This window comes from Curtobacterium sp. NPDC092190 (assembly GCF_044755625.1).
In the GTDB taxonomy this organism is placed as follows: domain Bacteria; phylum Actinomycetota; class Actinomycetes; order Actinomycetales; family Microbacteriaceae; genus Curtobacterium.
Genome location: NZ_JBIVRJ010000001.1, coordinates 408,714 through 432,791, shown reverse-complemented (window position 1 = coordinate 432,791; position 24,078 = coordinate 408,714). Strand labels below are relative to the sequence as shown.

The 24,078-nt window shown below is 72.6% G+C and carries 22 protein-coding genes and 4 tRNA genes; 8 read left to right on the top strand and 18 right to left on the bottom strand.

The features are described from left to right. Positions 1-7: 7 nt before the first annotated feature. The 6 genes from ACIQFY_RS02030 to ACIQFY_RS02005 form a co-directional block, all read right to left on the bottom strand. Positions 8-343: a hypothetical protein gene (locus tag ACIQFY_RS02030; protein WP_400338086.1), complete on the bottom strand. Its 336-nt coding sequence runs from the start codon at positions 341-343 to the stop codon at positions 8-10. Further along, positions 340-831, bottom strand: a complete 492-nt coding sequence (locus tag ACIQFY_RS02025; RefSeq protein ID WP_400338085.1) for a hypothetical protein — start codon at positions 829-831, stop codon at positions 340-342. Before ACIQFY_RS02025 ends, ACIQFY_RS02030 begins: the two co-directional genes overlap by 4 nt. After that, positions 828-1,310 carry a hypothetical protein gene (locus ACIQFY_RS02020; RefSeq protein WP_400338083.1) on the bottom strand — a complete coding sequence of 161 codons (483 nt, stop codon included), beginning with the start codon at positions 1,308-1,310 and terminating at the stop codon, positions 828-830. Before ACIQFY_RS02020 ends, ACIQFY_RS02025 begins: the two co-directional genes overlap by 4 nt. Positions 1,311-1,626: 316 nt before the next feature. Continuing rightward, positions 1,627-1,701 (bottom strand) — tRNA-Val (locus tag ACIQFY_RS02015). A 45-nt stretch (positions 1,702-1,746) separates the two neighbouring features. After that, positions 1,747-1,820: transfer RNA gene (locus ACIQFY_RS02010), tRNA-Cys, on the bottom strand. Between the two features lie 82 nt (positions 1,821-1,902). Further along, positions 1,903-1,974: transfer RNA gene (locus ACIQFY_RS02005), tRNA-Gly, on the bottom strand. A 449-nt stretch (positions 1,975-2,423) separates the two neighbouring features. Here ACIQFY_RS02005 and ACIQFY_RS02000 point away from each other — a divergent pair. The 5 genes from ACIQFY_RS02000 (at position 2,424) to ACIQFY_RS01980 (ending at position 9,148) form a co-directional block, all read left to right on the top strand. Further along, positions 2,424-2,496: transfer RNA gene (locus tag ACIQFY_RS02000), tRNA-Val, on the top strand. A 110-nt stretch (positions 2,497-2,606) separates the two neighbouring features. Beyond that, positions 2,607-4,121: a DUF3375 family protein gene (locus ACIQFY_RS01995; protein WP_066654214.1), complete on the top strand. Its 1,515-nt coding sequence runs from the start codon at positions 2,607-2,609 to the stop codon at positions 4,119-4,121. Beyond that, a complete protein-coding gene (locus ACIQFY_RS01990) occupies positions 4,118-4,888 on the top strand; it encodes a DUF4194 domain-containing protein (protein ID WP_400338082.1) in 771 nt (256 codons plus the stop codon). The genes ACIQFY_RS01995 and ACIQFY_RS01990 overlap by 4 nt, the downstream gene beginning before the upstream one ends. Beyond that, entirely contained in the window at positions 4,885-8,250 is a 3,366-nt protein-coding gene (locus tag ACIQFY_RS01985; protein WP_400338080.1) for an ATP-binding protein, read from the top strand. Before ACIQFY_RS01990 ends, ACIQFY_RS01985 begins: the two co-directional genes overlap by 4 nt. Positions 8,251-8,839: 589 nt before the next feature. After that, positions 8,840-9,148, top strand: a complete 309-nt coding sequence (locus ACIQFY_RS01980) for a hypothetical protein (protein WP_251155457.1) — start codon at positions 8,840-8,842, stop codon at positions 9,146-9,148. A gap of 182 nt (positions 9,149-9,330) precedes the next feature. On the opposite strand, the gene ACIQFY_RS01975 is transcribed toward ACIQFY_RS01980, so the two are convergent. Then, a complete protein-coding gene (locus ACIQFY_RS01975) occupies positions 9,331-10,794 on the bottom strand; it encodes a peptide MFS transporter (RefSeq protein WP_209682692.1) in 1,464 nt (487 codons plus the stop codon). Between the two features lie 209 nt (positions 10,795-11,003). On the opposite strand from ACIQFY_RS01975, the gene ACIQFY_RS01970 reads away from it, so the two are divergent. The 3 genes from ACIQFY_RS01970 to ACIQFY_RS01960 all read left to right on the top strand — a co-directional run bounded on the left by ACIQFY_RS01970 (position 11,004) and on the right by ACIQFY_RS01960 (position 14,326). Continuing rightward, positions 11,004-13,103: an acyl-CoA dehydrogenase gene (locus ACIQFY_RS01970; RefSeq protein ID WP_400338078.1), complete on the top strand. Its 2,100-nt coding sequence runs from the start codon at positions 11,004-11,006 to the stop codon at positions 13,101-13,103. Between the two features lie 84 nt (positions 13,104-13,187). Beyond that, the gene (locus tag ACIQFY_RS01965; RefSeq protein WP_400338076.1) at positions 13,188-13,766 is read left to right on the top strand and encodes a DNA-binding protein; all 579 of its coding nucleotides are present in this window, start codon (positions 13,188-13,190) and stop codon (positions 13,764-13,766) included. After that, on the top strand, positions 13,763-14,326 hold the full coding sequence (locus tag ACIQFY_RS01960) for a hypothetical protein (RefSeq protein ID WP_066654204.1): 564 nt from the start codon (positions 13,763-13,765) through the stop codon (positions 14,324-14,326). Before ACIQFY_RS01965 ends, ACIQFY_RS01960 begins: the two co-directional genes overlap by 4 nt. A 131-nt stretch (positions 14,327-14,457) precedes the next feature. Here ACIQFY_RS01960 and csrA read toward each other — a convergent pair whose 3' ends face one another. The 11 genes from csrA to ACIQFY_RS01905 all read right to left on the bottom strand — a co-directional run bounded on the left by csrA (position 14,458) and on the right by ACIQFY_RS01905 (position 24,078). Next, complete coding sequence (csrA, locus tag ACIQFY_RS01955) at positions 14,458-14,733, bottom strand: carbon storage regulator CsrA (RefSeq protein ID WP_066654202.1); 276 nt, start codon at positions 14,731-14,733, stop codon at positions 14,458-14,460. Positions 14,734-14,737: 4 nt separating this feature from the next. Continuing rightward, positions 14,738-15,712: a hypothetical protein gene (locus ACIQFY_RS01950; RefSeq protein WP_209682701.1), complete on the bottom strand. Its 975-nt coding sequence runs from the start codon at positions 15,710-15,712 to the stop codon at positions 14,738-14,740. Further along, positions 15,687-17,741 (bottom strand): flagellar biosynthesis protein FlhA, encoded by a 2,055-nt coding sequence (locus ACIQFY_RS01945; RefSeq protein WP_209682704.1) that lies wholly within the window; start codon positions 17,739-17,741, stop codon positions 15,687-15,689. Before ACIQFY_RS01945 ends, ACIQFY_RS01950 begins: the two co-directional genes overlap by 26 nt. Beyond that, positions 17,738-18,928 carry a flagellar biosynthesis protein FlhB gene (locus tag ACIQFY_RS01940; protein WP_066654196.1) on the bottom strand — a complete coding sequence of 397 codons (1,191 nt, stop codon included), beginning with the start codon at positions 18,926-18,928 and terminating at the stop codon, positions 17,738-17,740. The genes ACIQFY_RS01945 and ACIQFY_RS01940 overlap by 4 nt, the downstream gene beginning before the upstream one ends. 6 nt (positions 18,929-18,934) lie before the next feature. Then, positions 18,935-19,711: a flagellar biosynthetic protein FliR gene (locus tag ACIQFY_RS01935; protein ID WP_307810345.1), complete on the bottom strand. Its 777-nt coding sequence runs from the start codon at positions 19,709-19,711 to the stop codon at positions 18,935-18,937. A gap of 2 nt (positions 19,712-19,713) precedes the next feature. Next, positions 19,714-19,986, bottom strand: coding sequence for a flagellar biosynthetic protein FliQ (locus ACIQFY_RS01930; protein WP_066654192.1), 273 nt, complete (start codon positions 19,984-19,986; stop codon positions 19,714-19,716). Then, the gene (gene fliP / locus ACIQFY_RS01925) at positions 19,986-20,810 is read right to left on the bottom strand and encodes a flagellar type III secretion system pore protein FliP (RefSeq protein ID WP_326496579.1); all 825 of its coding nucleotides are present in this window, start codon (positions 20,808-20,810) and stop codon (positions 19,986-19,988) included. The genes ACIQFY_RS01930 and fliP overlap by 1 nt, the downstream gene beginning before the upstream one ends. Then, the gene (locus ACIQFY_RS01920) at positions 20,807-21,403 is read right to left on the bottom strand and encodes a flagellar biosynthetic protein FliO (RefSeq protein ID WP_400338073.1); all 597 of its coding nucleotides are present in this window, start codon (positions 21,401-21,403) and stop codon (positions 20,807-20,809) included. Before ACIQFY_RS01920 ends, fliP begins: the two co-directional genes overlap by 4 nt. A 3-nt stretch (positions 21,404-21,406) precedes the next feature. After that, a complete protein-coding gene (gene fliN / locus ACIQFY_RS01915) occupies positions 21,407-22,114 on the bottom strand; it encodes a flagellar motor switch protein FliN (RefSeq protein WP_066654190.1) in 708 nt (235 codons plus the stop codon). Further along, positions 22,111-22,992: a flagellar motor switch protein FliM gene (locus tag ACIQFY_RS01910; protein WP_251155453.1), complete on the bottom strand. Its 882-nt coding sequence runs from the start codon at positions 22,990-22,992 to the stop codon at positions 22,111-22,113. Before ACIQFY_RS01910 ends, fliN begins: the two co-directional genes overlap by 4 nt. 153 nt (positions 22,993-23,145) lie before the next feature. After that, positions 23,146-24,078 carry a flagellar motor protein MotB gene (locus ACIQFY_RS01905; RefSeq protein ID WP_400338070.1) on the bottom strand — a complete coding sequence of 311 codons (933 nt, stop codon included), beginning with the start codon at positions 24,076-24,078 and terminating at the stop codon, positions 23,146-23,148.

The window sequence follows — 24,078 nt, the reverse complement described above, 5'->3', positions numbered from 1 at the left end:
TCTTCCATCAGCCCGGCGCTGTCGCAGCTGCCTGGCTCAGCAGGGCGACCACCGTCAGGTACAGCCCGGAGGAGAGGACCGCCCGGGGCAGCAGGGCGACGACGGCGACCGGGATCGCCCACAGCTGGTGCGCCCCGGGGTTCCCGTCAGGTGGCGTGCTCGCCATGGCGGCGAACGAGGACGCGGAGACGAGCACCGCGAACGCCGCCGTCATGCAGACGATCGGCCACGACCGGTAGCCGCCGGAGAACATCGGGACGAGGAGCGGCAGGAAGAACATCGCCGGAGCAGCGGTGAAGCCGATGCGGGAGACGATCCGGTAGGTCCGCCGGTCATCGGTCACGAGCTCCCCGCTCCCCGGAGTTCCGCGACGCTCCCGTCGAAGCAGGTCGATTCCGCGGTCACGCTGTAGCGCTGGGGGAAGGCGTTGAACCCGATCGACGTCACGGGCCCTCCGGCACCGCGGACGCCGAGCAGGGGGTCCGCCGATCCGCTCGCGAAGCGCTCGATGGTGATCTCGAGTTCGTTCCACGCCTGATCGACCCGTTCGACGTCAGCGGCCGGGTCCACTCCCCCCGGTGCCGTCCGCTCGACGATGGAGCTCCAGCGAGCTCCGGGCGCAGCGCCGGCACGTTCGCAGTGCTCCGCCGCCGGGCCGCTGTAGACGCTCCAGGCCCCGCCGATCGACTCCGTGGTCTGCTCGACCACGCGGACGATCGACCGCTTCGCGTGGGACGCATCCGTCCCGGATCCGCCGGGGTCGGCGCTGCACCCCGTGAGGACCGCTGCGGACGCGACCAGCACGGCGACCCAGCTCGTCCCGCGACTCACCGTTCGTCCCCGAACTCGTCGTCCCGCAGCTCCGAGGCGTTCCCGGGCGCGCACACGCTGACCCCGGACATGCTGTACCGATCCGGCCCCGCATCGAGACCGATGGAGGTCACCGAACCGCTGGTCCCGCGGATGCCGACCCGCGTGCCTGCACCACCCGTGTCCGTGTCGACCACGTCCGTGCCCGCGTCCTCCCAGACCGCACGCACGGCTTCGACGTCACGCTGCCGCCCGGTGGTGGAGCCGGCTCGTTCCACGATGTAGACGTACCGGACGCGATCCCCGACGTCCTGTCCGCACGGTTCGACCGCCGGGCCACGGTAGACCGTCCAGTCGCCACCGACCGCGGACGTCGACCGCTCGACGAGATCGACGATCGACTGCTTCGCGGCCGCCGCATCCACCTCGGAGCCGCGCGGTGCCGTGCTCACGCAGCCGGTGAGCACGAGCAGGACGAGTGCCGTGGTCGAACCGAGCAAGGCGGTGCGCTGTGTCCTCGACCCGTCTCTCCTCGTCGTGCCGGCCGCAGCTTCGTCGCGCCGGATCTCCCCCATGTGCTCCCCCTCGTGCGCCCACTGTACGCAGGTCGATGCGGAGTGAGCAGGCAGGACCGTCAGGCACTCGCCGCGCTCCGGCGGTCCGCGGACGGACAGTCGTACACCGTCGCCGCGCAGCTACCGGTCGGCGACGGCCACCACATGGACGATCGCCACGGGAGATGGACGGCCGTCGTCGCGGATCCCGTGTTCCGACCGCAGGAACGAGAAAACCCCCGCCGGAGCGGGGGTTCTCAGATGGTGGGCGATACTGGGATCGAACCAGTGACCTCTTCCGTGTCAGGGAAGCGCGCTACCGCTGCGCCAATCGCCCAGAGATCTGCTGACCAGGGTCGTGCAGGATCTTGGAGGGTGTTGCTGGAGGTGGGGACGGGATTCGAACCCGCGTGGACGGCTTTGCAGGCCGCTGCCTAGCCTCTCGGCCACCCCACCATCGAGGTTCACGTCTCCGTGAGTACCCGAACGGTGGGATACCCTCTGGTGAGTCGTGGTCGTCCGGGGACTCCCACACTCGAGCGGATGACGAGATTCGAACTCGCGACCCTCACCTTGGCAAGGTGATGCGCTACCACTGCGCCACATCCGCATTTCGGCGACCCGAGGGCCGCTCCTGTCTCTCCGCTGTCGCGGCGACGAGAAGAACTCTATACGAACCGGACGCCTTCCGCCAAAATCCTCCTCGTTCACCGGGCGTGTCCCCCGCGTTCATGCGGATCGCGGGGCTTTCGAGTGCCCGTTCTTTCCCATGACGGCCGCGGTGCTCTGTGGAAACGGGCGTACCTGGTCGTCGCGGAGCACCAGGTACGCCTGTTCTCACCGGGTACGCCCGTTCTCACCCGGCGCCAGCACGCATCAGCACGAGCACCACACACTCGCACCACGCACCACGCACCACGCACCACGCACCACGCACCACGCACGAGCGAGACGCACCAGGCACCAGGCACCGAGGGCACCCGCGCCACACCCGGGTGACGCGCCGTGTTCGGTGCAGGCCCGAACGTCCGCTACTATCGACTGGCACGCAAGTGCAGGGGGCGATTGGCGCAGTTGGTAGCGCGCTTCGTTCACACCGAAGAGGTCATCAGTTCGAGTCTGGTATCGCCCACGTGCCCATTCAGGGCCTGAAGAACACCCGAGCAGAGCCCGGCGCACACGCGTCGGGCTCTTCTCGTTCCTCGGCCCGGACCGTCACGACACACCAGCGAGCAAGGACCCATGACCGACGTCGACCTCGAGTTCTCCCGCGTGCGCGCGGTGCTCGACCGCCCGACCCTCCGGCTGATGTCCCGCCCGACGAGCGCCGCCGTCATCGCGGTGTTCCGCACGGTGTTCGACCGCGACGTGCAGTACGTCCCGGCCGACCGCATGCACCTGCAGGTCGAGGAACACGTCGCCCGTCTGCAGTCCACCGGTGCCCGCGTCCCCGCGAGCGAACACGGGGAGAACGAGACCGACGCCCGCCCGAACGGCCGCGCGCTCTGTCGCGACTGGGTGGCGGCGCAGTGGCTGGTCCGCTCGAACTCCCCCGACGGCGACGAGCAGTACTCGCTGACGAGCCACGCCCTCGAGGCGCTGAACCTCGTCGACGCCCTGAGCGCCGACCGGGCGCTCATCAGCGAGAGCCGCCTGGCGATGATCGTCGAGGCCGTGCACCGCTGGGCGGCCAGCGCGGAGCCGGACCCGGACGTGCAGGTCCGTCGCATCGACGCCCAGATCGCGGAGCTGCAGGCCGAACGCGAGCGGATCGCCCGCGGCGAGGTCACCGAGGTCGACGACGCCCGGATGCACGACGGCTACACGAACGTGGCCGACCTCATCCGGCAGCTGCCCAGCGACTTCAAGCGCGTCGAGGAGGCGGTCGCGACGATGCACCGCTCGATCGTCGAGGACTTCCGGCAGGAGGTCCGTCCGATCGGCGAGATCCTCGACGACTACCTGGCCCGGACGGACGACCTCATGCAGGCGACTCCCGAGGGTCGGGCGTTCGAGGGCGCGTTCGAGCTGCTGCGCGACGACGCCCTGCTGCTCCGGCTCCGGGACGACATCGCGACGATCCTCGCGCACCCCTTCGCCGAGTCCCTCGGAGCGGGCGAGCGCCGGGCGTTCCGCAACACGGTCAGCATCCTGCGCCAGGGCATCGAGGACGTGCTCGCCCAGCGACGCCAGCTCACCGCGACGCTCCGCGACCAGATCGTCGCCCACGACGTCGTCCGCGACCGTGAGCTCGACGCGGTGCTCCGCTCGGTGAACCGCGGGCTTGCCGCGTGGATCGACTCGGGGTCCGCCCGCGACCGCGTCCCGCTCGGACTGCTCCCCGCGACCGCCGAGGTCGGCACCCTGCGCGAGCGCTTCTACGACCCCGACAACGAGGCGGTGCCACCGCCGATCGAGGAGCCCGACGACGACGTCTTCGAGGAACTCGACGTGGAGTCGCTGCGCCGCCACGGCGGACCGCTGCTCGCCGAGCTCCGCGCAGCGCTCCGCAGCGCCCCGGACAGCGTCTCGGCCTTCCACGCGCTGCCGCCCGAGCAGCGCCGCCCGGTCGAGCTCTTCGGCCTCGCGCACCTGCTCACCGGCAACGACGACTTCGAGACCGCCACCCACCTGGTCCCGCACCGCACGGTGCGACCGGACGGCGAGACGGTCACCTTCCACATGCCCTCGGCGTCCCTGACCGGCGCAGGGGCGGACGACCAGCACGACGACGACAACGGCCTGGAGGCACGGTGAGCGACACCACGACGGCTCCCGTCGACGAGACGGACCCCGAGGGCTCCGACCCCGTCCTCGACGAGCGTCACGACGAGGACGAGGAACGCGACGAGTCGAGCTTCGCCCTCTTCGAGGGCGACGAGGGCCGGCTCGACGAGCCGCAGCGCCGCGCCCTGGTCGCGCTGTTCCGCCACACCTACGTGAGCGCGCGGACGCACGCCGACGAGTGGCGCGCGATCACCGACGGTGAGCACCAGCTCCGGTCGCGGCTGAACGACCTCTTCCTCGAACTGCACGTCGACCGCGACCGCGAGGTCGCCTGGAAGCGCCAGGCACGGTCCGAGAGCCAGCGCCGGGCCTTCCCGACGCTGCTGCGTGACGTGCCGTGGACGCGTGAGGAGACGATCGTCCTCGTCTACCTGCGCATGCGCCTCCGCGCGGACGCCCGGCCGGGCCTCGACCAGGTCGTGGTCGACCGGTCCGAGATCATCGGGCACGTGTCCGGCTTCCTGCCTGCGACCACCGACCGCACCCGCGACGAGTCCCGCGTCGCGAAGGCCGTCGAGCGACTCGTGACCGCACGCATCCTCATCCGCACGACCGACCCCGACCGCTTCCGCGTGGCCAGTGTCGTCGAGGTCCTGCTCCCCCTGGAGCAGCTCCGCGAACTGGACCGGTGGCTCCGCGACGCGACCACCGACGGCGGTGCGCCGACGGACGGAGCCGTGACGGGCCTCCCGGCCGAGCCGACCGACCCCGACGACGAAGGCGAGACGGACGCATGACCGACACCGCGATCGACACCGGCGCCCTGCCGGCGCTCTTCGACACCGTCGCGCAGTGGCGGGCGGAGTCGATGCAGGTCGTCAACTGGGGCGGCTTCCACGGCCACCGTCAGGTCGAGCTGTCCGGGACCGCGACGCTGATCTCGGGCGCCTCCGGCACCGGCAAGTCGACCCTGATGGACGCCTACCTGGCCGTCATGATGCCGTCCGACGTGCCGTTCAACGGCGCCTCGAACGACGCGACCACCGGGCGTGCGCGGAGCGCCGACCAGCGGAACCTGCTCACGTACCTGCGCGGCAAGGTGGACACCCGCCGCGACCCGGAGACGGGCGCCCTGCGCGACGTGAACCTGCGCGGCGACGACCAGACCACCTGGGGCGCCGTCGCCGTGACCTTCCGGAACGACGACGAGCGGCGCTTCACGGTGCTGCGCGCGTACCTCGTGCCGAAGCGGGCGCGGGGCGTCGGCGACATCCAGATGACCATGGCGACGGTCGACGACACGTTCGACCTCCGCCGGCTCGAGGACTTCGTGCCGTCGCGCTTCCACCACCTCGAGCTGACCGGACGTGTGCCGGGGCTCGTCGTGCGGGACACCTACCAGGAGCTCGCGTACACGCTCCAGACCCGGCTCGGGATCGGCGACTCCGGTGGTGGCAACCGGGCCATGCGCCTGCTCGCGCGGATCCAGGCCGGGCAGCACCTGCCGACGGTCGACGCGCTCTACAAGTCGCTCGTGCTCGAGACCCCGGGGACGTACGAGGCGGCCGACCGCGCCCTCGCGCACTTCTCCGCGCTCGACGAGGCGTACGAGGCGATGGACACCGAGGAGCGCAAGGTCCGCATCCTCTCCCCCATCGTCGAGCTGCACGACGAGATCGCCCGGTCGAGAGCCGCGGCGGACGCCCTGGACGGCATCGCCACCGGCGCCGAGGTCTCGCCGCTCGCGCACTGGACGGCATCGCGGAAGCGTGCCCTGCTCGACGCCGAGGTCGAACGCAACGCACGCGAGCGCACCGCAGCCCGGGCCGACGTCGCTGCGACCGAGGCCCGGCACGCCGCCGTCGAGGTCGAGCTCCGCGAGGCGGAGGGACGCCTCCGTGACCAGGGCGGCAACGCCCTCGCGCAGCTCGAGGACCGCATCGACCGCCGGACCCGGGAGCGCGACGCGGTCGCCCGGGCGCGCGCGACCTTCGACGAGCGCACCACCGCGCTCGGGCTGACGCTCACCTCCGAGCGCACGTTCACCGAGGCGCAGGCGGCGTCGCACGCGTTCCTCGGGTCGTACGCGACGGCACGCGCCGAGCTCGACGACCGTCGGGACGCCCTGACGCGCGAGGAGTACCCGCTCCTCGACCGCGAGCGGACCCTGCGCCAGGAGCGCCGCTCACTCGAGCACCGGCAGGGCGCGATGCCGCTGCCGATGCACGAGGCGCGGTTGGCGATGGCCCGGGCCGCCGGCATCTCCCCCGACGCGCTGCCGTTCGTCGCCGAGCTGCTCGACGTGCTCCCGGCCGAGGAGCACTGGCGGACGGCCATCGAGTCCGTGCTGGCACCCGTCGCGCGCACGCTGCTCGTCGACGAGGACCACCTGTCGTCCTTCAGCGAGGCGATCGACGCGCTCCAGCTCCCGGTCCGCGTGCAGTTCGAGGGCGTGCCCACCGGCCCGCACCTCGACCTCGACGGCGACCCGGCGATGGTCTCCGGCAAGCTGACCATCAAGGACTCCCCGTTCAGCACCTGGGTCCGCGAACGCATCGAGTCCGACCGGATCGACGCGCGGTGCGTCGACTCCGCCGCGGAGCTCGGCGGTGGCGGACGCCGCGTGACCCCGTCCGGTCAACTCCGGGACGGCCGTCGCGGCGCGCACGGCGACCGACGCCAGTCGAACGTCATCGGCTTCACGAACGAGGCCCGGATGGCCTCCGTCGAGCGGGAGCTCGCCGCGATCGCGCAGGACCTCGCGACGCTCGAGGCCCGACGCACCGACGTCGCGCAGGACATCGCGACCCTCGACGCCCTGCGCGCCGCACACCAGCAGGTCGTCGACACCACCTGGGACGGCATCGACGTCGCCGGGCTCGACGAGTCCCTGGCGCGGCTCGACGCCGAGCGGCAGGCGCTGCTCGCGGCCGACGACGGGCTCCGGACCCTGCGCGAGTCGGTGGCCCGGCTCCGTCGTGCCCTGGACGAAGCCGCCGACCGTCGAGCCGGTGCACGGCTCTCCGTCTCGCGGCTCGAGGAACGCCACGCGGTGCTCGTCGACGGCCAGGACGCCGCGGCCGAGATCCTCGCCCGCTTCGAGGACACCCCGGAGTCGCTGCCGGACGACGAGCAGTCCCGGCTGCTCGCCGAGACGTTCGAGGAGATCGGCGCCCCGGACGGCATCGACGGGTTCGACGACGCCGCGCGCCGACTGCGACGCCGGCTCGAGGAACGGCTCGCGCAGGCGCTCGACGGCGCCGCGGCCGCCTCGACCGCGCTCACGCTGACGTTCCAGCGGTACCAGGACGCCTGGCCCGACCCGAACCTCGGCACCGGTGTCGCGTCGTACCCGGACTACCACGCGATCCTCGACCAGATCCTCGCGACCGGGTTGCACGCGCGCCGCAGCGAGTGGCGTCGGCGGCTGTCGCAGTGGAGCGGCGAGGACCTCGTCCCGCTCGCCGGTGCCTTCGACCGCGCGGTCGTCGAGATCGAGGAACGGCTCGAACCGGTCAACGAGATCCTGCGCGAGCTGCCGTTCGGTGCGAACAGGGACCGCCTGAAGATCCAGATCCGCCGAGTCACCCGCGAGGACGTCACCGCCTTCCGACGGGAGCTCCGCGCGCTGTCGGCGTCGGTCGACACCGAGCTGACCGACGACGTGCTCGAGACCCGCTTCCGACGCCTGCGTCGGTTCATGGCGGTCATCCGCCCCGACCCGGCCGCAGCACGTGGACGGACGACCCAGCGCGACGCCGTGCTCGACGTCCGCCGGCACATGGAGATCACGGCCGTGCGGTACGACCCCGAGGGCAACGACCTCGGCGTGTACTCCTCGCTCGGGGACAAGTCGGGTGGCGAGACGCAGGAGCTCGTGGCGTTCATCGTCGGTGCGGCGCTGCGCTACCAGCTCGGCGACGAGACCCGGCCGCGGCCCCGGTTCGCGCCGGTGTTCCTCGACGAGGCGTTCATCAAGGCGGACTCGGAGTTCGCCGGGCGTGCCGTGACGGCGTGGCTCCGGCTCGGGTTCCAGCTCGTGGTGAGCGCTCCGCTCGACAAGGTCACCGCACTCGAGCCGTCGATGGAGCGCCTGCTGTCGATGCGGAAGCACCCCGACACGGGCCACTCGTCCGTCACGGAGATCGCCCGGGCGTAGGCGCCGCGGCGCTGCGCCCGGCGCTGCAGGCGGGTGCTCCGGAGGCAGGTCCTGGTCGCACGACCTGCCGCTCACCTCCCGACGCGACGGCAGGTCCTGCCACCGGAGCGGGAGCGGACGGCACGTCGTGCGACCGCGGTGGGCGCCGGCGACGGGTGCGGGTCGGGGCGGTGACCAGGGCTCCATCCGCGAGCGGGCGAGATCTGTCACAGTCGAATCCGGCGGACGACGGATCAAGCCCGCTCGGCGGCCTGCACGCGGCGTGTCCTGCCCACTCGTCGGACGGGAGGCGCGGCGCGGCGCCGCCACGCGCCTCCCGTCCGACGCCGCCGGCGCCGACCCCGCCGCACCGCCGCCGCACCGCCGTCTGCCCGCCACCGGCCCGCCGCCGGCCTGTGCGAGCGGGCGCGAGCGGGCGAGATCCGCCACGGTCGGGGCCGACGGCCGACAGGTACCGCCCGCTCGGCGGCCTGCGGGCGGCGTGTCCTGCCCGCTCGAGCGGAGGGCGGATGGCGGAGGGCAGAAGGCGGGGGCGGGGTGCGGGACCGGCGTCCGTGGATCGCCGTGCGGGGCGCGGTACGGTGGGCGGATGTTCGGACGTCGCGCTCGCAGCCCCCGCCCCGACGACGGAGCGCGCCCGGGCGACCCCGGCGGCCTGGGCATCGGAGCCCTCGTGCAGGTGATCGACCTCGAGCGCGGGGGCGAGGAGTGGGAGGGCGAGCCGATCGGGGTGATCGTCGCTCCGGGAGGGGTGCAGCTCGGTGGGACGCAGCGCACCTGGACCATCGCGTTCGACGAGCCCGCGTACACGAAGGACGGCCGCGGCCCGTTCGAGCGCGCGACCGTCCTGGGTCGTCAGTTGGTGCCGGTCACGCCGGACACCGCGGACGGGGTCTAGTACTCCTCGTTGCCGCTCTTCAGCATGGCGGCGACGGCCATGCACATGCCCACGCCACCGAGCACGCCGATGCCTATGATGACGCCTGCGATGAGTTCGAGCATTGGTGACTCCTTGGGTTGCGGGGCCGGTGTGGCGGTGGCCGTCGTGGCCGTGTCCAGGCTACCGGATGCGGCTCGGGGCTAGCGGATGCCGCGCATGAGGCGCAGGACGGGCTTCGCGCAGACGAGCAGCACGACCCCGACCGCCACGGCGACCAGGCCGAGGACGGTGAAGTACGGGACCTCGTTCGTCGGCGAGTAGTACTGCGAGAGCACCCCGGTGGCCGCCGTGCCGAGGGACACCGAGAGGAAGAAGAGCGCGACCATCTGGGTCTGGAACTTCGGCGGCGCGAGCTTCGTCGCGACGGACTGCCCGACCGGGGAGAGCAGGAGCTCGGCGATCGTGAAGACGAGCAGGATGCCCACGAGCGCGATCAGCGGCGTGCCGTTCTCGCCCGTGCCCGAGAACGGCAGGAAGAGCAGGAACGCGATGCCCATGATCCCGGTGCCGAGCGCGAACTTCGTCGGGGTGGAGGGCTGGCGGTCACCGAGCTTCGTCCAGATCGCGGCGGCGACACCGGACAGCACGATGATGAACACGGGGTTGATCGACTGGACCCACGACACGGGCATCACCCAGTCGCCGAGCGATCGGTCGAGGCGCTGGTCCGAGTACTGGGTCACGACCGTGAACTGCTGCTGGTAGAGCGACCAGAAGACGGCGCTCGCGATGAAGAGCGGGATGAAGGCGAACACCCGGGACCGCTCCTCGGCGGTGATCCCGCTGGTCAGGATCACCACGAAGTACGCGATGGTGGCCACGATGACGATCACGACGACGACCGTCGGCAGGTTCGTCACCGTGAGCAGTCCGGTGAGCACCGAGACCACGACGACCGCGAGCGCGACGACGACGAGCACGGCGACGAGCGGCAGGCGGCGACGCTCGACCGGGTTGGTGACGTGCCGGACCGAGTCGGGGAGCTTCCGTCGGCGGATGCCGTACTGCACGAGCCCGGCGGCCATGCCGACCGCGGCGAGTCCGAAGCCGTAGTGGAACCCGAGCGAGGACTGCAGCAGCCCGGTCAGCAGCGGACCGAAGAACGCCCCGAGGTTCACCCCGAGGTAGTAGAGCGAGAACCCGGCGTCGCGACGAGGGTCGTCGCGGCTGTACAGCCCGCCGACGATCGTCGTGGCGGTGGCCTTGAGCCCGCCGGAGCCGAGGGCGATGAGCACGAGGCCGACCCCGACGCCCGCGACCCCCGGGATCAGCGCGAGCCCGATGTGGCCGAGCATGACGACGACCGCGCTGGTGAAGAGGGTGCGGTCGGCGCCGATGAGCCGGTCCGCCACCCAGGCGCCGATGATCGTGAACAGGTAGACGGCGCCGCCGTACGCGCCCATGATCCCGTTGGCGATGCCCTCGTCGATGCCGAGGCCGCCGCGCGTGACGGTGTAGTACATGTAGATCAGGACGATGCCCTGCATGCCGTAGAACGAGAACCGCTCCCAGAGCTCCACCGCGAAGGGCGTGGACAGCTCGAAGGGCTGCCCGAAGAAGGTGCGTTGCTGCGCCGGAGCGCTGGGTGGGGTGGTGCGAGACATCCGTCCACTGTGCCCCCGGGCACCCCGCTCGTCCGAATCGGAGCGGGGCGCGTACAAACCTCCGCGGGCGGGCCTTGGAGGATTCCCACCACCCGTGTCCGGCCCCGCGGTCTGCCGTTGTGCGCCCGCACGGCGTTCGAGCAACACTCGGCCGAGGTGCCTAACGTGTGGAGCGCAACACGGACAGAGCAGTTCAGGAAGGCTCCCCCATGGTCGACACCGCCCCCGCACGCCCCACCTCGACGACCGAGGCCCCGAACGCCGACGCCACGGGCGACCCGGCGGCCGGCACGCCGACGGGCGGGACGGACACCGACGTCCGCATCGACACCACGCTGCTCGGGGAGCTCCTGCTCGGCCGCTGGGCCGAGGACCGGCGCATCTCACGGCGCCTGTCCCGCGACCCCGGGCTGCACAAGATCGAGGGGCAGCCGATCGCGGAGCACCGGGCCCGCGTCCTCGAGCAGCTCCGGGTGCTCGTCGACGCCGGTGCGATCCAGCGTCCGTACCCGACCGAGTTCGGCGGCCAGGAGAACCACGGCGGGAACCTCGCGGCGTTCGAGGAGCTCACGACGGCGGACCCGTCCCTGCAGATCAAGGCCGGCGTGCAGTGGGGCCTGTTCGGCTCCGCGGTGCACCACCTCGGCACCGAGCGCAACCACCGCGAGTTCCTGCCGGGGATCATCCGCTTCGACGTGCCCGGCTGCTTCGCGATGACCGAGACCGGGCACGGCTCGGACGTGCAGAGCATCGCGACGACGGCGACCTACGACCCGGACACGCAGGAGTTCGTCGTGCACACGCCGTTCCGGGGCGCCTGGAAGGACTACATCGGCAACGCGGCGCTGCACGGGCGGGCGGCCGTGGTGTTCGCGAAGCTCGTGACGCAGGGCGTCGACCACGGTGTGCACGCGTTCTACGTGCCGCTGCGCGACGGCGACGGTGCGTTCCTGCCCGGCGTGGGTGGCGAGGACGACGGCGTCAAGGGCGGCCTGAACGGCATCGACAACGGGCGCCTCTGGTTCGACCACGTCCGGGTGCCCCGCACGAACCTGCTCAACCGGTACGGCGACGTGGCCGAGGACGGCACGTACACCTCCCCCATCGCGTCGCCGGGCCGACGGTTCTTCACCATGCTCGGCACCCTCGTGCAGGGCCGGGTCTCGCTCGACGGCGCCGCCGTGGTCGCGCAGAAGGTCGGCCTGCAGATCGCGCTGACCTACGCCGCCGAACGCCGGCAGTTCCCGACGGGCGGCGGCGACGAGGGCGTGCTGCTCGACTACGGCCGTCACCAGCGCCGACTGATCCCCCGGCTCGCGACGGTCTTCGCCCAGTCGTTCGCGCACGAGAAGCTGCTGCAGACCTTCGACGACGTCTTCAGCGGGCGCGAGGACACCCCGCAGCGCCGCGAGGACCTCGAGACGCAGGCGGCGGCCTTCAAGGCGATGTCCACCTGGTCGGCGCTCGACACGCTGCAGGAGTGCCGCGAGGCGTGCGGCGGCGCCGGGTTCCTCGCCGAGAACCGGCTGACGAGCCTCCGCGCGGACCTCGACGTCTACGTCACCTTCGAGGGTGACAACACGATCCTGCTGCAGCTCGTGGGCAAGCGCCTGCTCACCGACTTCCGCGCGAAGGCGCCGCGCGACGCCGCCTCGACCGCCCGGTTCGTCGCTGCGCAGGCAGCGACGAAGCTGGCCGACGCGTCCGGCATCCGTCGACTCGGGCAGACGGTCGTCGACCGGGGATCGCTCGCGGCGAGCGTCACGGACCTGCAGGACCCGCGCACCCAGCGCGCGCTGCTGGCCGGTCGTGTCGACACGATGGTGTCCGAGATCGGGGTGCGTCTCGCCTCGGCCGGCAAGGACCGGGCGCGGGCCGCGAAGCTCCTCAACCGCTCGCAGCACGAGCTCATCGAGGCCGCGAAGGCGCACGCCGAGCTCATGCAGTGGGACGCGTTCACCGATGCCATCGAGGCCGTGGCGCCCGGTGACACCCGCCGCGTGCTCGTCTGGCTCCGCGACCTCTTCGCCCTCGGGCTCGTCGAGCAGCACCTCGACTGGCACCTGGTGCACGGACGCCTGTCGGCGCAGCGTGCCCGGGCGGTGTCGGCGTACGTCGACCGGCTCGTGGCCCGGCTCCGCCCGGTGGTCCCGCAGCTCGTCGAGTCGTTCGGCTACGACCCCGAGCTCGTCCGCGCGCCGATCGCCCTGGGCGAGGAGCGCGCGCGGCAGGAGGAGGCGGCAGCGTGGTTCGCCGCCGAGGCCGCTGCGGGACGGCTGCCGGAGCAGGAGAAGAAGCCGCGTCCGTGATCAACCCTGCAGGGTTGATATCGGGAGAATCAACCTTGTAGGGTTGACAGCGGAGGTGCGATGTACGCGGTGACGGTGGACCAGGTGGGCAGTCGTTCGGACGACGACCGGGTCGAGCAGGCCATCGACGTCGTCCGGACCGCGTCCGAGGGGCACGTGGTGCTCCCACCGGAGCGGACCGCCGGCGACGAGTTCCAGTTCCTGCTCGACGACGCGGAGACCCTGCTCGACGTGGTGTTCGCCCTCGCCCGGACGGACGGCTGGAGCATCGGCATCGGCATCGGTGACGTCGAGGAACCGGTGCCGAGCTCGACCCGGGCCGCGCGCGGCGACGCCTTCGTGCAGGCACGCGCCGCGGTCGACCGCGCGAAGGACGTCCCCGAGCACCTCGCCCTCGAGGTCGCCCCGGGTCGCCGGCTCGGTACCGCGGACGTCGAGCCCCTCGTCGCCCAGACCGTCCGGGCCCGTCGCCGCCGGTCGCGGGAGGGCTGGGAGCTCGCGGACCTCCTCCGCGCCGGCCACTCGCGCACCGAGGCCGCCGAGCTGCTCGGCGTGACCCCGCAGGCGGTGGCGAAGCGCTGGCTCGCGGCCGACCTGCGCTCCGACGACGCCGTGCACGCGGCACTCGCGCGGCTCCTCACCGAAGCGGACACCCCGGCATGACGGTCTGGCTGGTCGGTGCGGTCGTGCTGCTCGCGGTGGCCGCGCTCAGCGCCGTGCACCGCGTCCCGCCACTCGCCCGCGCGGTGCCGGCGGTCGTGGTCGTCGCGGTCGTCCTCGCCGCCGAGCTCCTCGACCTGGCACCCGCCGCACCGACGACCGCGCTCCGCGTGCTCGGCACCACCGCGGTCGTCGCCGTCGGCGTCCTCGCCGGGAGTGCCGTCACGGGGACCGTGCTCGGCTTCGCCATGCGCGAGGGCGTCGAGCGGGGTCGGCACGGCGGCATCCTGGTCTCGCGCGCCGACGAACCCGCCGTCGAGCGTCGACGCCCGGAGGTGCTCCGGGGCGGGGCGGCGATCGGGTTCCTCGAACGGTTCGCGGTGATCGGCGCGGTGCTGGTGGGCCGGCTCGAGATCGTCGCGGCGGTCGTCGCGGTGAAGGGCCTCGGTCGCTTCTCGGAGCTCGACTCCGCCGAGGCGCGAGAGCGGTTCATCGTCGGGACGCTCACGAGCACGTGCTGGGCCGGACTCGCCGCCTGGACCGCGATCGGCCTGCCGGGCTGATCGCACAGCCACACGGCCGCACAGACGCACCGCCGCACAGACGCACCGCCGCACAGACGCCCAGCCACAGAGCCGCACGAGCGTTGCGCACGAGCCGGCGGACACCGCCCGCCCGGACGCCACCGCGGCGCTCAGCCCTGGTCCGACGCCCGTCCCCGGTCGCCGAGCGCAGCGCGCAGTCGCGCCTCGGCGTCGTCGGCGCCCTCGGCACCGGACGCAGCGGCCGCCGCAGCGGCCTCCGCGTTCGCCTCGATCACGGCGCGCACGACCTCCTCGCGCTGGATCTTCACCCCGCGCGGTGCGTCGATGCCGATCCGGACGCCGTCGCCGCGGCTGTCGAGGACCGTGATGACGACGTCGTCACCGACGAGGATCCGCTCGCCGACCTTCCGCGTGAGTACCAGCACCCCGTCAGCCTAGCGACACCACCGGCAGGCCCAGCTGGTGGACGGACTCCGGCGTGGCGGTCTCCCCCGCACCGATGGCCACCACACCCGCGACGGGTACCCGCCCGGCGACCGCGGCCACGACGGCCCGGGCGTCCTCGGTCTTCCGACCGACGTCGACCACGACCCACACCTGGTCGGCGGCGAGTCCCTCGATCGTCGTCGCGTCGTCCCACGCGGAGACGCCCAGCAGCGCGTGGCCGTTCCGCACGCCCTCGGCGCGCGCGAGGATCCCCGCCCGCCGGTCGGCGGCGTCGGTCGGGCGCAGTGCGTACCGTCCGGCGAACACCCCCGCCGCCGCGTCGACGTCGGTGGCACGCCCGACGAGCAGCACGAGGTCGCCGTCGGCCGACCGCACGGCCGGGACCGGCAGCACCGGACGGACGGACGCCGGGGCGGACACCGCGGTGACCAGCGGGACGACGGGAGCCGGTCCCGCGACCGGCAGCGGGCCTCCCGGCCGACCGTGGTCCTCGTCCGTGCCCGGCACGGCCGGCGACGGGCCGTCCTGGAGGCGCGGCGCGGCCGGGTCGACCCGACCCACGTCCGTCCCGGGGCGGCCGGGGCGCGGGGCGGCCGCGGCGATCCCGTCGGCCGCGAAGCCGTCGAGCACCGAGGCGAACGCGTCCGCCCGTGTCGACGCGGTGCCGTCGCCTGCGGCGATGCGGGCCTCGGCAGCCTCGGCGTCGGCGAGGAGCGCGGCGATCCCGATGCGGGTGGCCGGGCCGTCGGCGATCGCAACCCGGGCGGTCGGCGGGTCGAGCGGGTCCGGCACCTCGACGACGGCCTCGACGTGGGTGCGGCGGAAGAGCCCACCGATGCCGGGCGTGGACACGCGTTCGGCCGAGACGATCCGGGCTCCCGCACCGAACTCGGTGCGGAGGGCGTCGCGGACCGCCTCGAGCGTCGGGCCGCTACGCAGCGATCGGGTCGGCGGCACGGACCACTCCCACGGTCTCGATGGTGGAGCCCGCGGCGGTGGCCTCCTGGTAGGACAGCACGGGCAGGCCGTTCGCCTGCGCGGACACCATGCGGTGCACGGCCGGTCGGAGCTGCGGGGCGCAGACGAGCACGGCGGACAGGCCCTGCTCCTCGACGCTGCGCACGGCGTCGCGCAGGGACCCGAGGACCTGCTCGATGCGGTGGGCGTCGAGCACGATCTGGGTGCCCTGCTCGGACGGGCGGAGACCCTCGAGCATCGACTGCTCGAGCAGCGGGTCGATCATGATGACGCGGAGCGTGCCGGCCTCGGCGTGGCGGGCGGGCAGGGCGGGGCCGAGGGCGGCGCGGGCGGCCTCGACCAGGCCCTCGGGGTCGGTCGACACCTTCGCGCGGAGCGTCAGCGCCTCGCAGATGCGGCCGAGGTCGTTGATCGGCACGCGCTCGGCGAGCAGGCCCTGGAGCACGCGCTGCACCTCGGCCAGGGACAGCATGCCGGGCACGAGCTCCTCGACCGCCGCGGGGTTCACCTGCTTGACGCCCTCGGTGAGCACCTTGACGTCCTCGCGGGTGAGCAGCCGGGCCGCGTTGTCGCCGATCACGGCCTGCAGGTGCGTGACGAGCACGGAGACCCGGTCGATGACGGTCGCGCCGGTCATCTCGGCCGCGTGCCGGAGCTCGGCGGGGACCCACTTGCCGGCCAGACCGAACACCGGCTCGACCGTCGTGGTGCCCGGGAGCCCGTCGAGCTGGTCGCCGAGCGCGAGCACGCTGCGGGACGGGGCGGTCCCGCGACCGGCCTCGACCCCGGCGATGCGGATCGCGTAGGTCGACGGGGGCAGCTCGATGCTGTCCCGGGTGCGGACGGGCGGCACGACGACGCCCATGTCGACGGCGATCTTCCGGCGGAGCGCACGCACGCGACCGAGCAGGTCGTCGGACGACCCGGACACCATGTCGACCAGGTCCGGTGCGAGCAGGATCTCGAGGGCGTGGACACGCATCTGCTCGAGCAGGTCCTCCGGGCTGTCCGCCGAGGGGGCCGCGGCCTCGAGCGCCTGCTGCTGCTCGGCCGCTGCCGCCTGCTGCGCCGCCTGCCGCGAGAGCCGCCAGCCGGCGAACAGCAGCCCGGCGCCGATGAGCAGGAACGGCACGACGGGCATGCCGGGGATGAACCCCATCGCGATCGCGGCGACCCCGGCGATCACCAGCGCGTTCCGCGACTGCGTCAGCTGCGTCGTCGCCGACGCGCCGATCTCGGTCTCCGCACCCGACCGGGTCACGATCATGCCGGTCGAGACGGCCATCAGCAGTGCGGGGATCTGCGAGACCAGGCCGTCGCCGATGGTCAGGATGCCGTACTTCGACAGCGCGTCGGTGACGGAGAGCCCGTTCTGCAGCATGCCGATCGCGACGCCACCGAGCATGTTGATGACGAGGATCAGGATGCCGGCGATCGCGTCGCCCTTGACGAACTTCGACGCGCCGTCCATCGCCCCGTAGAAGTCGGCCTCGGCGGAGACCGCCGCACGGCGTTCCTTCGCCTCGGCATCGGTGATGAGTCCGGCGTTCAGGTCGGCGTCGATCGCCATCTGCTTGCCGGGCATCGCGTCGAGGGTGAAGCGGGCGCCGACCTCGGCGACGCGCTCGGCACCCTTCGTCACGACGACGAACTGGATGACGACGAGGATGAGGAAGACGACGGCGCCGATGATGATCGAGCCGGACACCGCGACGTGCCCGAAGGCCTGGATGACGTCGCCCGCGAAGCCCTCGCCGAGCACCAGTCGCGTCGAGGCGACGTTGAGGCCGAGGCGGAACAGCGTCGCGACGAGGAGCAGCGACGGGAACACCGAGAAGTCGAGCGGCTTCTTCACGAACAGCGTCGTGAGCAGGATCACCAGCGCCAGCAGGATGTTCAGGATGATGAGCACGTCGAGCAGGAACGACGGCACCGGCAGGATCAGCAGCAGGACGATGCCGACGATGAAGACCGGGACGGCGAGCTTGGGCAGGTCCTTGCGGTTCATGCGGGTGCCCCTTCGGTGGTGGACGGACGGGTGCGGAGGCGCCGTGGTCGGGCGTCGCCGGTGAGCGTGGTGGGGTCGAGGACGGTCGCGACCTCGTCGGCCGTGGTCGGCGTGGGCGCGGCGTGCGTCCCGGCGGCGGCGCCACGGGCCTTCAGCGCCATGACGAACGAGAGCACCCGGGCGACCGGCGTGTAGAGGTCGACCGGGACCTCCTGCCCGAGCTCGCACGCCGCGTGCAGCGCCCGGGTGAGCGGGACGTCGCGGACGATCGGCACGCGCGACTCCTCGGCGGTCGACCGGATGACGTCGGCGACCGGCCCGGCACCCTTCGCGACGACACGGGGTGCGGACTTCCCGGGCTCGTAGCGGAGCGCGACCGCGTAGTGCGTGGGGTTGGTCATGACGACGTCGGCGTCCCCGACCGCTGCGATCATCCGGTTCCGGCTCATCGCGAGCTGTCGGGACCGGCGCTGGCCCTTCACGAGCGGGTCGCCGTCGGTGCGCTTCGACTCGTCCTTGACCTCCTGCTTGGTCATCATCGTGCGCTTGCGGTTGCGGCGCACGACGACCAGCACGTCGACCGCGGCGAGCACCAGACCCGCGGCGACGGCGGCACGGAGCAGGGTCCCGGTGCCCTCCTCCGCCGCGTCGAGCACGGACGACAGCGGCAGCGAACCGCTCGTCATGAGGACGGGGACGAGCGACTGCACGGCGAACCACAGGACGAGCCCGACGACGGCGGTCTTCAGCAGTGCCTTCACGCCGTTCCAGAGCGCCTGGACGCCGAAGACCCGCTTGAACCCGGCGACCGGGTCGAAGTGGTCCGGCTGCGGGGCCATCCGCCGGAAGTGCACGCCGCCCTGCGCGACGGAGACCGCCGCGACGGCGACCGCGACGACGGCGAGCATCGGGCCGACGGTGCCGGCCACGGAGCCGAGCGCCTCGGACAGTGCCTGCCGGACCGCGGGGACGGTCGGGTCCGCGATGACGCGCTGCACGGCGTGGAGCTGCTGCTCCCCCGCACCCGCGGCGTTGCCGATCGCAGCGGGCATGACCAGGGCGGCCGTCGCGATGCCGACCCAGGCGCCGAGGTCCTGCGAGCGGCCGAGCTGCCCCTTGCGGTGCACCTCCTGCATCCGCTTCTGGGTGGCCTTCTCGGAGCGTTCGCCGCTCCCTCCGTCGGACACGCCGTCTCACCCCCGCCCGGTGATCGCGGCGACGGCGTCGCCGGTCAGGGACGACACGACGGCCGGCAGCGCCATGAAGAGCGCACCGGCGAACACGACGGTCAGCCCGATCTTGATCGGGAAGCCCATCTGGAACGCGTTGAGCGCCGGGGCGACGCGGGTGAGCAGCCCGAGGCCGACGTCGGCCAGGAACAGGACGACGACGAGCGGCCCCGCGATCTGCAGTGCGGCGAGGAACATCTGCCCGGCCGCCGCGACGAGCACCGAGGCGAAGCCGCCGACGGCGAAGGTGCCCGGCGAACCGTCGGCCGCGACGAGCGGCACCGCGTCGAACGACCGCACGAGCCCCGCGACGATGAGCTGGTACCCACCGCTGGCGAAGAGCAGCGCGAGCGACGCCATCTGGAACAGCCGGGTGAACTGCGCGCCGTTGACCTGGGACTGCGGGTCGTACGCCTGGGCGAGGGTGAAGCCGCCGAACAGGTCGATCAGCCCGCCGGCGGACTGCACCGCGGCGAACACGAGGTACACGAGGAAGCCGAGACCGAGCCCGACGACCAGCTGGGTGAGCAGGGCGAGCAGGAACCCACCGGTGTCGAGTGCGGTGTACCCGAGGCCGACCCGCGGTGCGACACCGATCGCCAGACCGAGCCCGAGGATCACCTTCACCGTGCCGGGGAACGCCTTGTAGGCGAACGGCGGCGCGATCACGAGGAAGGCGACGAGCCGGACCCCGGCGAGCATGGTGGCTTCGAGCCGGTCGGCGTCGATGGCGAGGTCCACGGCTACGTCCCGAGCAGCTTCGGGATCATGTCGAACGCGACGTGGGTGAACGCGACCATCTCGGCGATCATCCAGTTGCCGCAGACGACCAGCGCGATCGCGACGGCGACCGCCTTCGGCACGAACGAGAGCGTGACCTCCTGGATCTGGGTCACCGACTGGAAGAGCGAGATCGCGAAGCCGACCACGAGCGACGTCACGAGCACGGGGGCCGCGAGCTTGCCGGCCACCAGGAGTGCCTGGAGGGTCAGGTCGATGACCGCCTGCTGGTTCATCAGCGCACCACCTGGTAGCTCTCGATGAGGGACGTGATGATGAGCCCCCACCCGTCGACGAGGACGAACAGCAGGATCTTGAAGGGCAGCGAGATCATCACCGGCGGCAGCATCATCATGCCCATCGACATGAGCGCGGCGGAGACGACGAGGTCGATGACCAGGAACGGGATGAAGATGACGAAGCCGATGATGAAGGCGCTCCGGAGCTCCGAGATGACGAACGCCGGGATCACGGTCGTCATGGGCACGGCGTCGAGGTCCGTCGGGTTCGCCTGACCGGCGGCGCGCGTGATGAGCGCGACGTCCTCCTCGCGCGTCTGGTGCAGCATGAACGTCCGCAGTGGCTTCGTGCCCACCTCGACCGCCTTCGCGAAGTCGATGTGGCCGGCGAGGTAGGGCTGCAGGGCGTCGTCGTTGATGTGCCCGAGCACCGGGGCCATCACGAACAGGGACAGGAAGAGCGCGAGCCCGGCGATGACCTGGTTCGGCGGGATCCCCTGCAGCCCGAGGGCGTTCCGGGTCATGGCGAGCACCACGAAGATCTTCGTGAACGACGTCATCATGAGCAGCAGGGCCGGCGCGACGCTGAGCAGCGTGATGCCGAGGAGCGTGACGATCGCCGAGGACGGCGCGCCGTCGGGCCCGTTCACGCTGACGCTGAAGTCACCGCTCGCGGGTGCCGTCGGGGCCGCTGGCGCGGTCGGCCCGGTGACGCCGACGGCGTGCGCGCCGGTGGTGGTGAGGAGGACGAGACCGGCGACCGTCGCCAGTCCCAGGACGACGAGGGTGGCGGTGCGGCCGGTCCGGAGCGCGGCCGTCACCCGGCCCGCCGGCCTCGGAGCGCGGCGGCGGCCTGCCGCCACGTGTCCGCGGAGAGCACGGAGCCCTGGAGCTGCTGCGCGGTCGGCACGACGGTCCGGGCCGGACGACGCGCGGGACCGCGGGGACGCATCGGGAGCACGGACGCGGCCTCGGCCGGGAGGCCCGTGGCGGCGTGGTCCTGTCGCTCGAGTTCCGCACGGAACGCGTCGGCGGACGGGGCCGCCACCGTGGTCGGCCCGGCGGACGTGGGGTCGGGTGCTGACGCGACGGCGCGCGGGGCGGTCGGCAGTGCGACCGGCCCGGCGACGACGGTGAGCTCCGGCGCGGGGGTCGGACCACTCCGGAGCAGCGAGACGCTCTGCTCGGACACGCCGAGCACGAGACGCTCCCCCTCGACGTCGACGACGACGACGCTCGCCTTGCCGCCGATGCCCTGGCGACCGACGACCTCGACCGCGGCGGACCGGCGTCCCCGGGCCTTCACCGCGGCTCCGAGACCGCCCTTCGTCGCACGGCGGTGCAGCACCCACATCAGCGCGAGCACGACGCTGAGCGACACGGCGACCCGGAGCGCCATCCAGAGGGTGTCCACGGGTCAGACCGCTTCGGCGACGTCGAGGATCCTGGTGATGCGGACGGCGTAGTCCTGGTCGACGACGACGACCTCCCCGTGGGCGATCAGCCGGCCGTTGAGCAGCACGTCAGCGGGTGCTCCGGCGCTGCGGTCGAGCTCGACCACGGCGCCCGGCTCCATGCCGAGCACGTCGCGCACCGACATCCGGGTCCGACCGATCTCGACGGTCAGCGTCATCTCGACGTTGTTGATGCGACCGAGGTTCCCGGCGGGGACGGCGCCGGCGGCGAGCGGTGCCGAGACCGTGCCGTTCTCACGGACGCGCAGCGCGAACCAGCCGCCGGGGACCCCGCCCGCGGTGAGCTCGAAGACGACCGTCTCCGGGTCGGCGAACAGCGAGGCTGCCGACTCGCGACGGGCGTCACCGAGCACACCGACGCCGAGCACGGAGGCAGCGGCCTCGAGCGACGGGCGGAGCACGTCGGTGACGTCGACCAGGCCGGCGTCGGCGCCGCCCGCGGCGACGACCGCGCCGAGGTCGGTGAGGACCAGCGCGAGGTCCGCGGAGAGCCCGCCGACGAAGGACGCGACCACACCGTCGACGGCGGCCTCGAGGACGACCGGGGTCGCGCCTCCCGGCAGGGGCACGGCGGTCAGGGGTGCCGCCGTCGGGAGCTGCGCCGCGAGCGACTCGGCCGCGGTGGCGTGGAGGGTGGTGGTGGCGCTCATGCGTGCTGCTCCGGATCGGTGGTGGTGACGACGATGCCGGCCAGGCGCGAGCCGTTGGCGCCGACGGCGGCGGTGCCGACGGGTTCGCCGTCGACCGCGATGGTCAGGGGGCGGTGCTGCGGGTGCGGCAGCGGCAGGACGTCGCCGACGGCCAGCCGGAGCACCTGCGTGGGCAGCACGGCGGCGGGCGCGAAGTGCAGGCTGACGCCGACCGGGACGTTCGCGAGCTGGGCGTCGAGCAGGGCGCGGGCGTCGGCGGCCGAGACGCTCGTGGTGTCCTCGCCGAGCTGCGGCAGCACGGCCTCCGCCGGCAGGGCGAGCGTGCCGGGGGCGACGCGGTCGCCGACCCGGATCGAGAACGCGGCGACGATCATCAGGTCGCCCTTCTGCGCGGCCTGGGCGAACTGGCTGTTGAACTGGAAGCCACCGGTGGTGACCTCGTGCGCGAGGAGCCCGCCGAACGAGTAGCGGAGGTCGTCGAGGGCGTCCTCGACGATCTTCCGCACCAGCGCCTGCTCGATCGGCGTGAAGGTGCGCTCCGGTGTCGGCAGCGGCTTCGACGCGCCGAGCGCGTGCGACACCCACGTCAGGGCCGCGTCGAGCGGGACCTGCAGCACGCCCTTCGGCGCGGTGTCGGCGATCGGCAGCAGCACCATGCCGGTGAGGGCGGGCAGCGACGCGGCGTACTCGTCGTACGTCGTCATCGAGACCTGCTCGCAGGTCACCTGGCTGACGGCACGCACCTTCGCGGTGAGCTGCGTCCCCCACTGCCGCGCGAACGTCTCGAAGGCGAGCTCGAGCACCCGTGCGTGCTCGCGGGCGAGCGTCGACGGGCGCGCGAAGTCGTACACCTCGGGCGCGGGCAGGGTCTCGGTCACGGGTGCGTCTGTCGACCGGCGACGGGCAGGCGTCAGCGCTGTGCCCCGTTCTGGGGCGGCGGCGGACCCGGCGTCGGGGCGACCCGTGGCCGCTCGTCGGCGCTCGTCCTGCGGTCCGGTCCGCGCTGTGGTGCGGGCCCTGCCCGCCGGGGTCTACCCCTGTCGCGCTCCGTCCTGCGCCGTGGCGAGGGCGGGCATCAGCTCGCTGACGTCCTGGTCCTGGTTCGAGAGCACGACGATGTCGACCCGGCGGTTGAGGGTGTTGTCCGCGTCGCTCGCGCCCTTGGCGAGCGGGCGGCTCGACCCGAAGCCGACGCTCTGCACGTGGTCCGCCGGCATCCCGCCCCGTTCGACCAGGTCGCGGAGCACCCCGGTCGCGCGTGCGGCGCTGAGCTCCCAGTTCGTCGCGTACGGGGCGGTCGAGTTCCGCTGGTCGGCGTGGCCCTCGACGCTGACGTCGTGTCCGCTGGTCTTCAGGACCGGCGCGATCGCGTCCATGATGCGGCGGGCCTGGTCGGACAGGTCGGCGCTGTTCGTCGCGAAGTAGGTCTCGCTCCCGACGAGCCGGACCGTCAGGCCGCGGTCGTCGACGGCGAACTGCACCTTCGACGACTCCCCCGCCTGCTCGAGGTTGCCCTGGATGGCCGCCTCGATCGCCTTGAGGTCGTCGAGCTCCCGCTGGGCCGCCGCCAGGTCGGCCTTCGACGCGACCGGCGGCACCGCCGTCGACGCCGGGTCGACGTTCGTGTCGTCGGCGCCGGACGCGGCGGTCGAGTGGTCGGCGTCGGACTTGTCCGTCGCGTACCCCTTGCCGTCCTTCGTCACCTGGGACTTCGACACGATCGTGCCCGAGGCGGTGTCGACCTTGCCGGACTTCACCTCGCCGAACCCCGTCGCGAGCGAGTTCTTCAGCGCGATGTACTTCTCCTGGTCGACCGACGACATGGCGAAGAGCACGAGGAACATGCACATGAGCACCGTGATCATGTCCATGTACGACGCCATCCAGCGCTCGTCCGGGTGCTCGGCCTCGTCGTGGCCGCCCTTCCTCCGGCCGCGCCCGCGCCCGCGGGGGTTCGCGCTCAC

What these genes read in the sequence shown, in the direction of transcription:
- ACIQFY_RS01960 (WP_066654204.1), top strand. Translation starts at nt 13,763, where the DNA reads ATGACGGTCTGGCTGGTCGGTGCGGTCGTGCTGCTCGCGGTGGCCGCG.
- ACIQFY_RS01945 (WP_209682704.1), bottom strand. Translation starts at nt 17,741, where the DNA reads ATGAACCGCAAGGACCTGCCCAAGCTCGCCGTCCCGGTCTTCATCGTC.
- ACIQFY_RS01995 (WP_066654214.1), top strand. Translation starts at nt 2,607, where the DNA reads ATGACCGACGTCGACCTCGAGTTCTCCCGCGTGCGCGCGGTGCTCGAC.
- fliN (WP_066654190.1), bottom strand. Translation starts at nt 22,114, where the DNA reads ATGAGCGCCACCACCACCCTCCACGCCACCGCGGCCGAGTCGCTCGCG.
- ACIQFY_RS01975 (WP_209682692.1), bottom strand. Translation starts at nt 10,794, where the DNA reads ATGTCTCGCACCACCCCACCCAGCGCTCCGGCGCAGCAACGCACCTTC.
- ACIQFY_RS01980 (WP_251155457.1), top strand. Translation starts at nt 8,840, where the DNA reads ATGTTCGGACGTCGCGCTCGCAGCCCCCGCCCCGACGACGGAGCGCGC.
- ACIQFY_RS01930 (WP_066654192.1), bottom strand. Translation starts at nt 19,986, where the DNA reads ATGAACCAGCAGGCGGTCATCGACCTGACCCTCCAGGCACTCCTGGTG.
- ACIQFY_RS01985 (WP_400338080.1), top strand. Translation starts at nt 4,885, where the DNA reads ATGACCGACACCGCGATCGACACCGGCGCCCTGCCGGCGCTCTTCGAC.
- ACIQFY_RS01970 (WP_400338078.1), top strand. Translation starts at nt 11,004, where the DNA reads ATGGTCGACACCGCCCCCGCACGCCCCACCTCGACGACCGAGGCCCCG.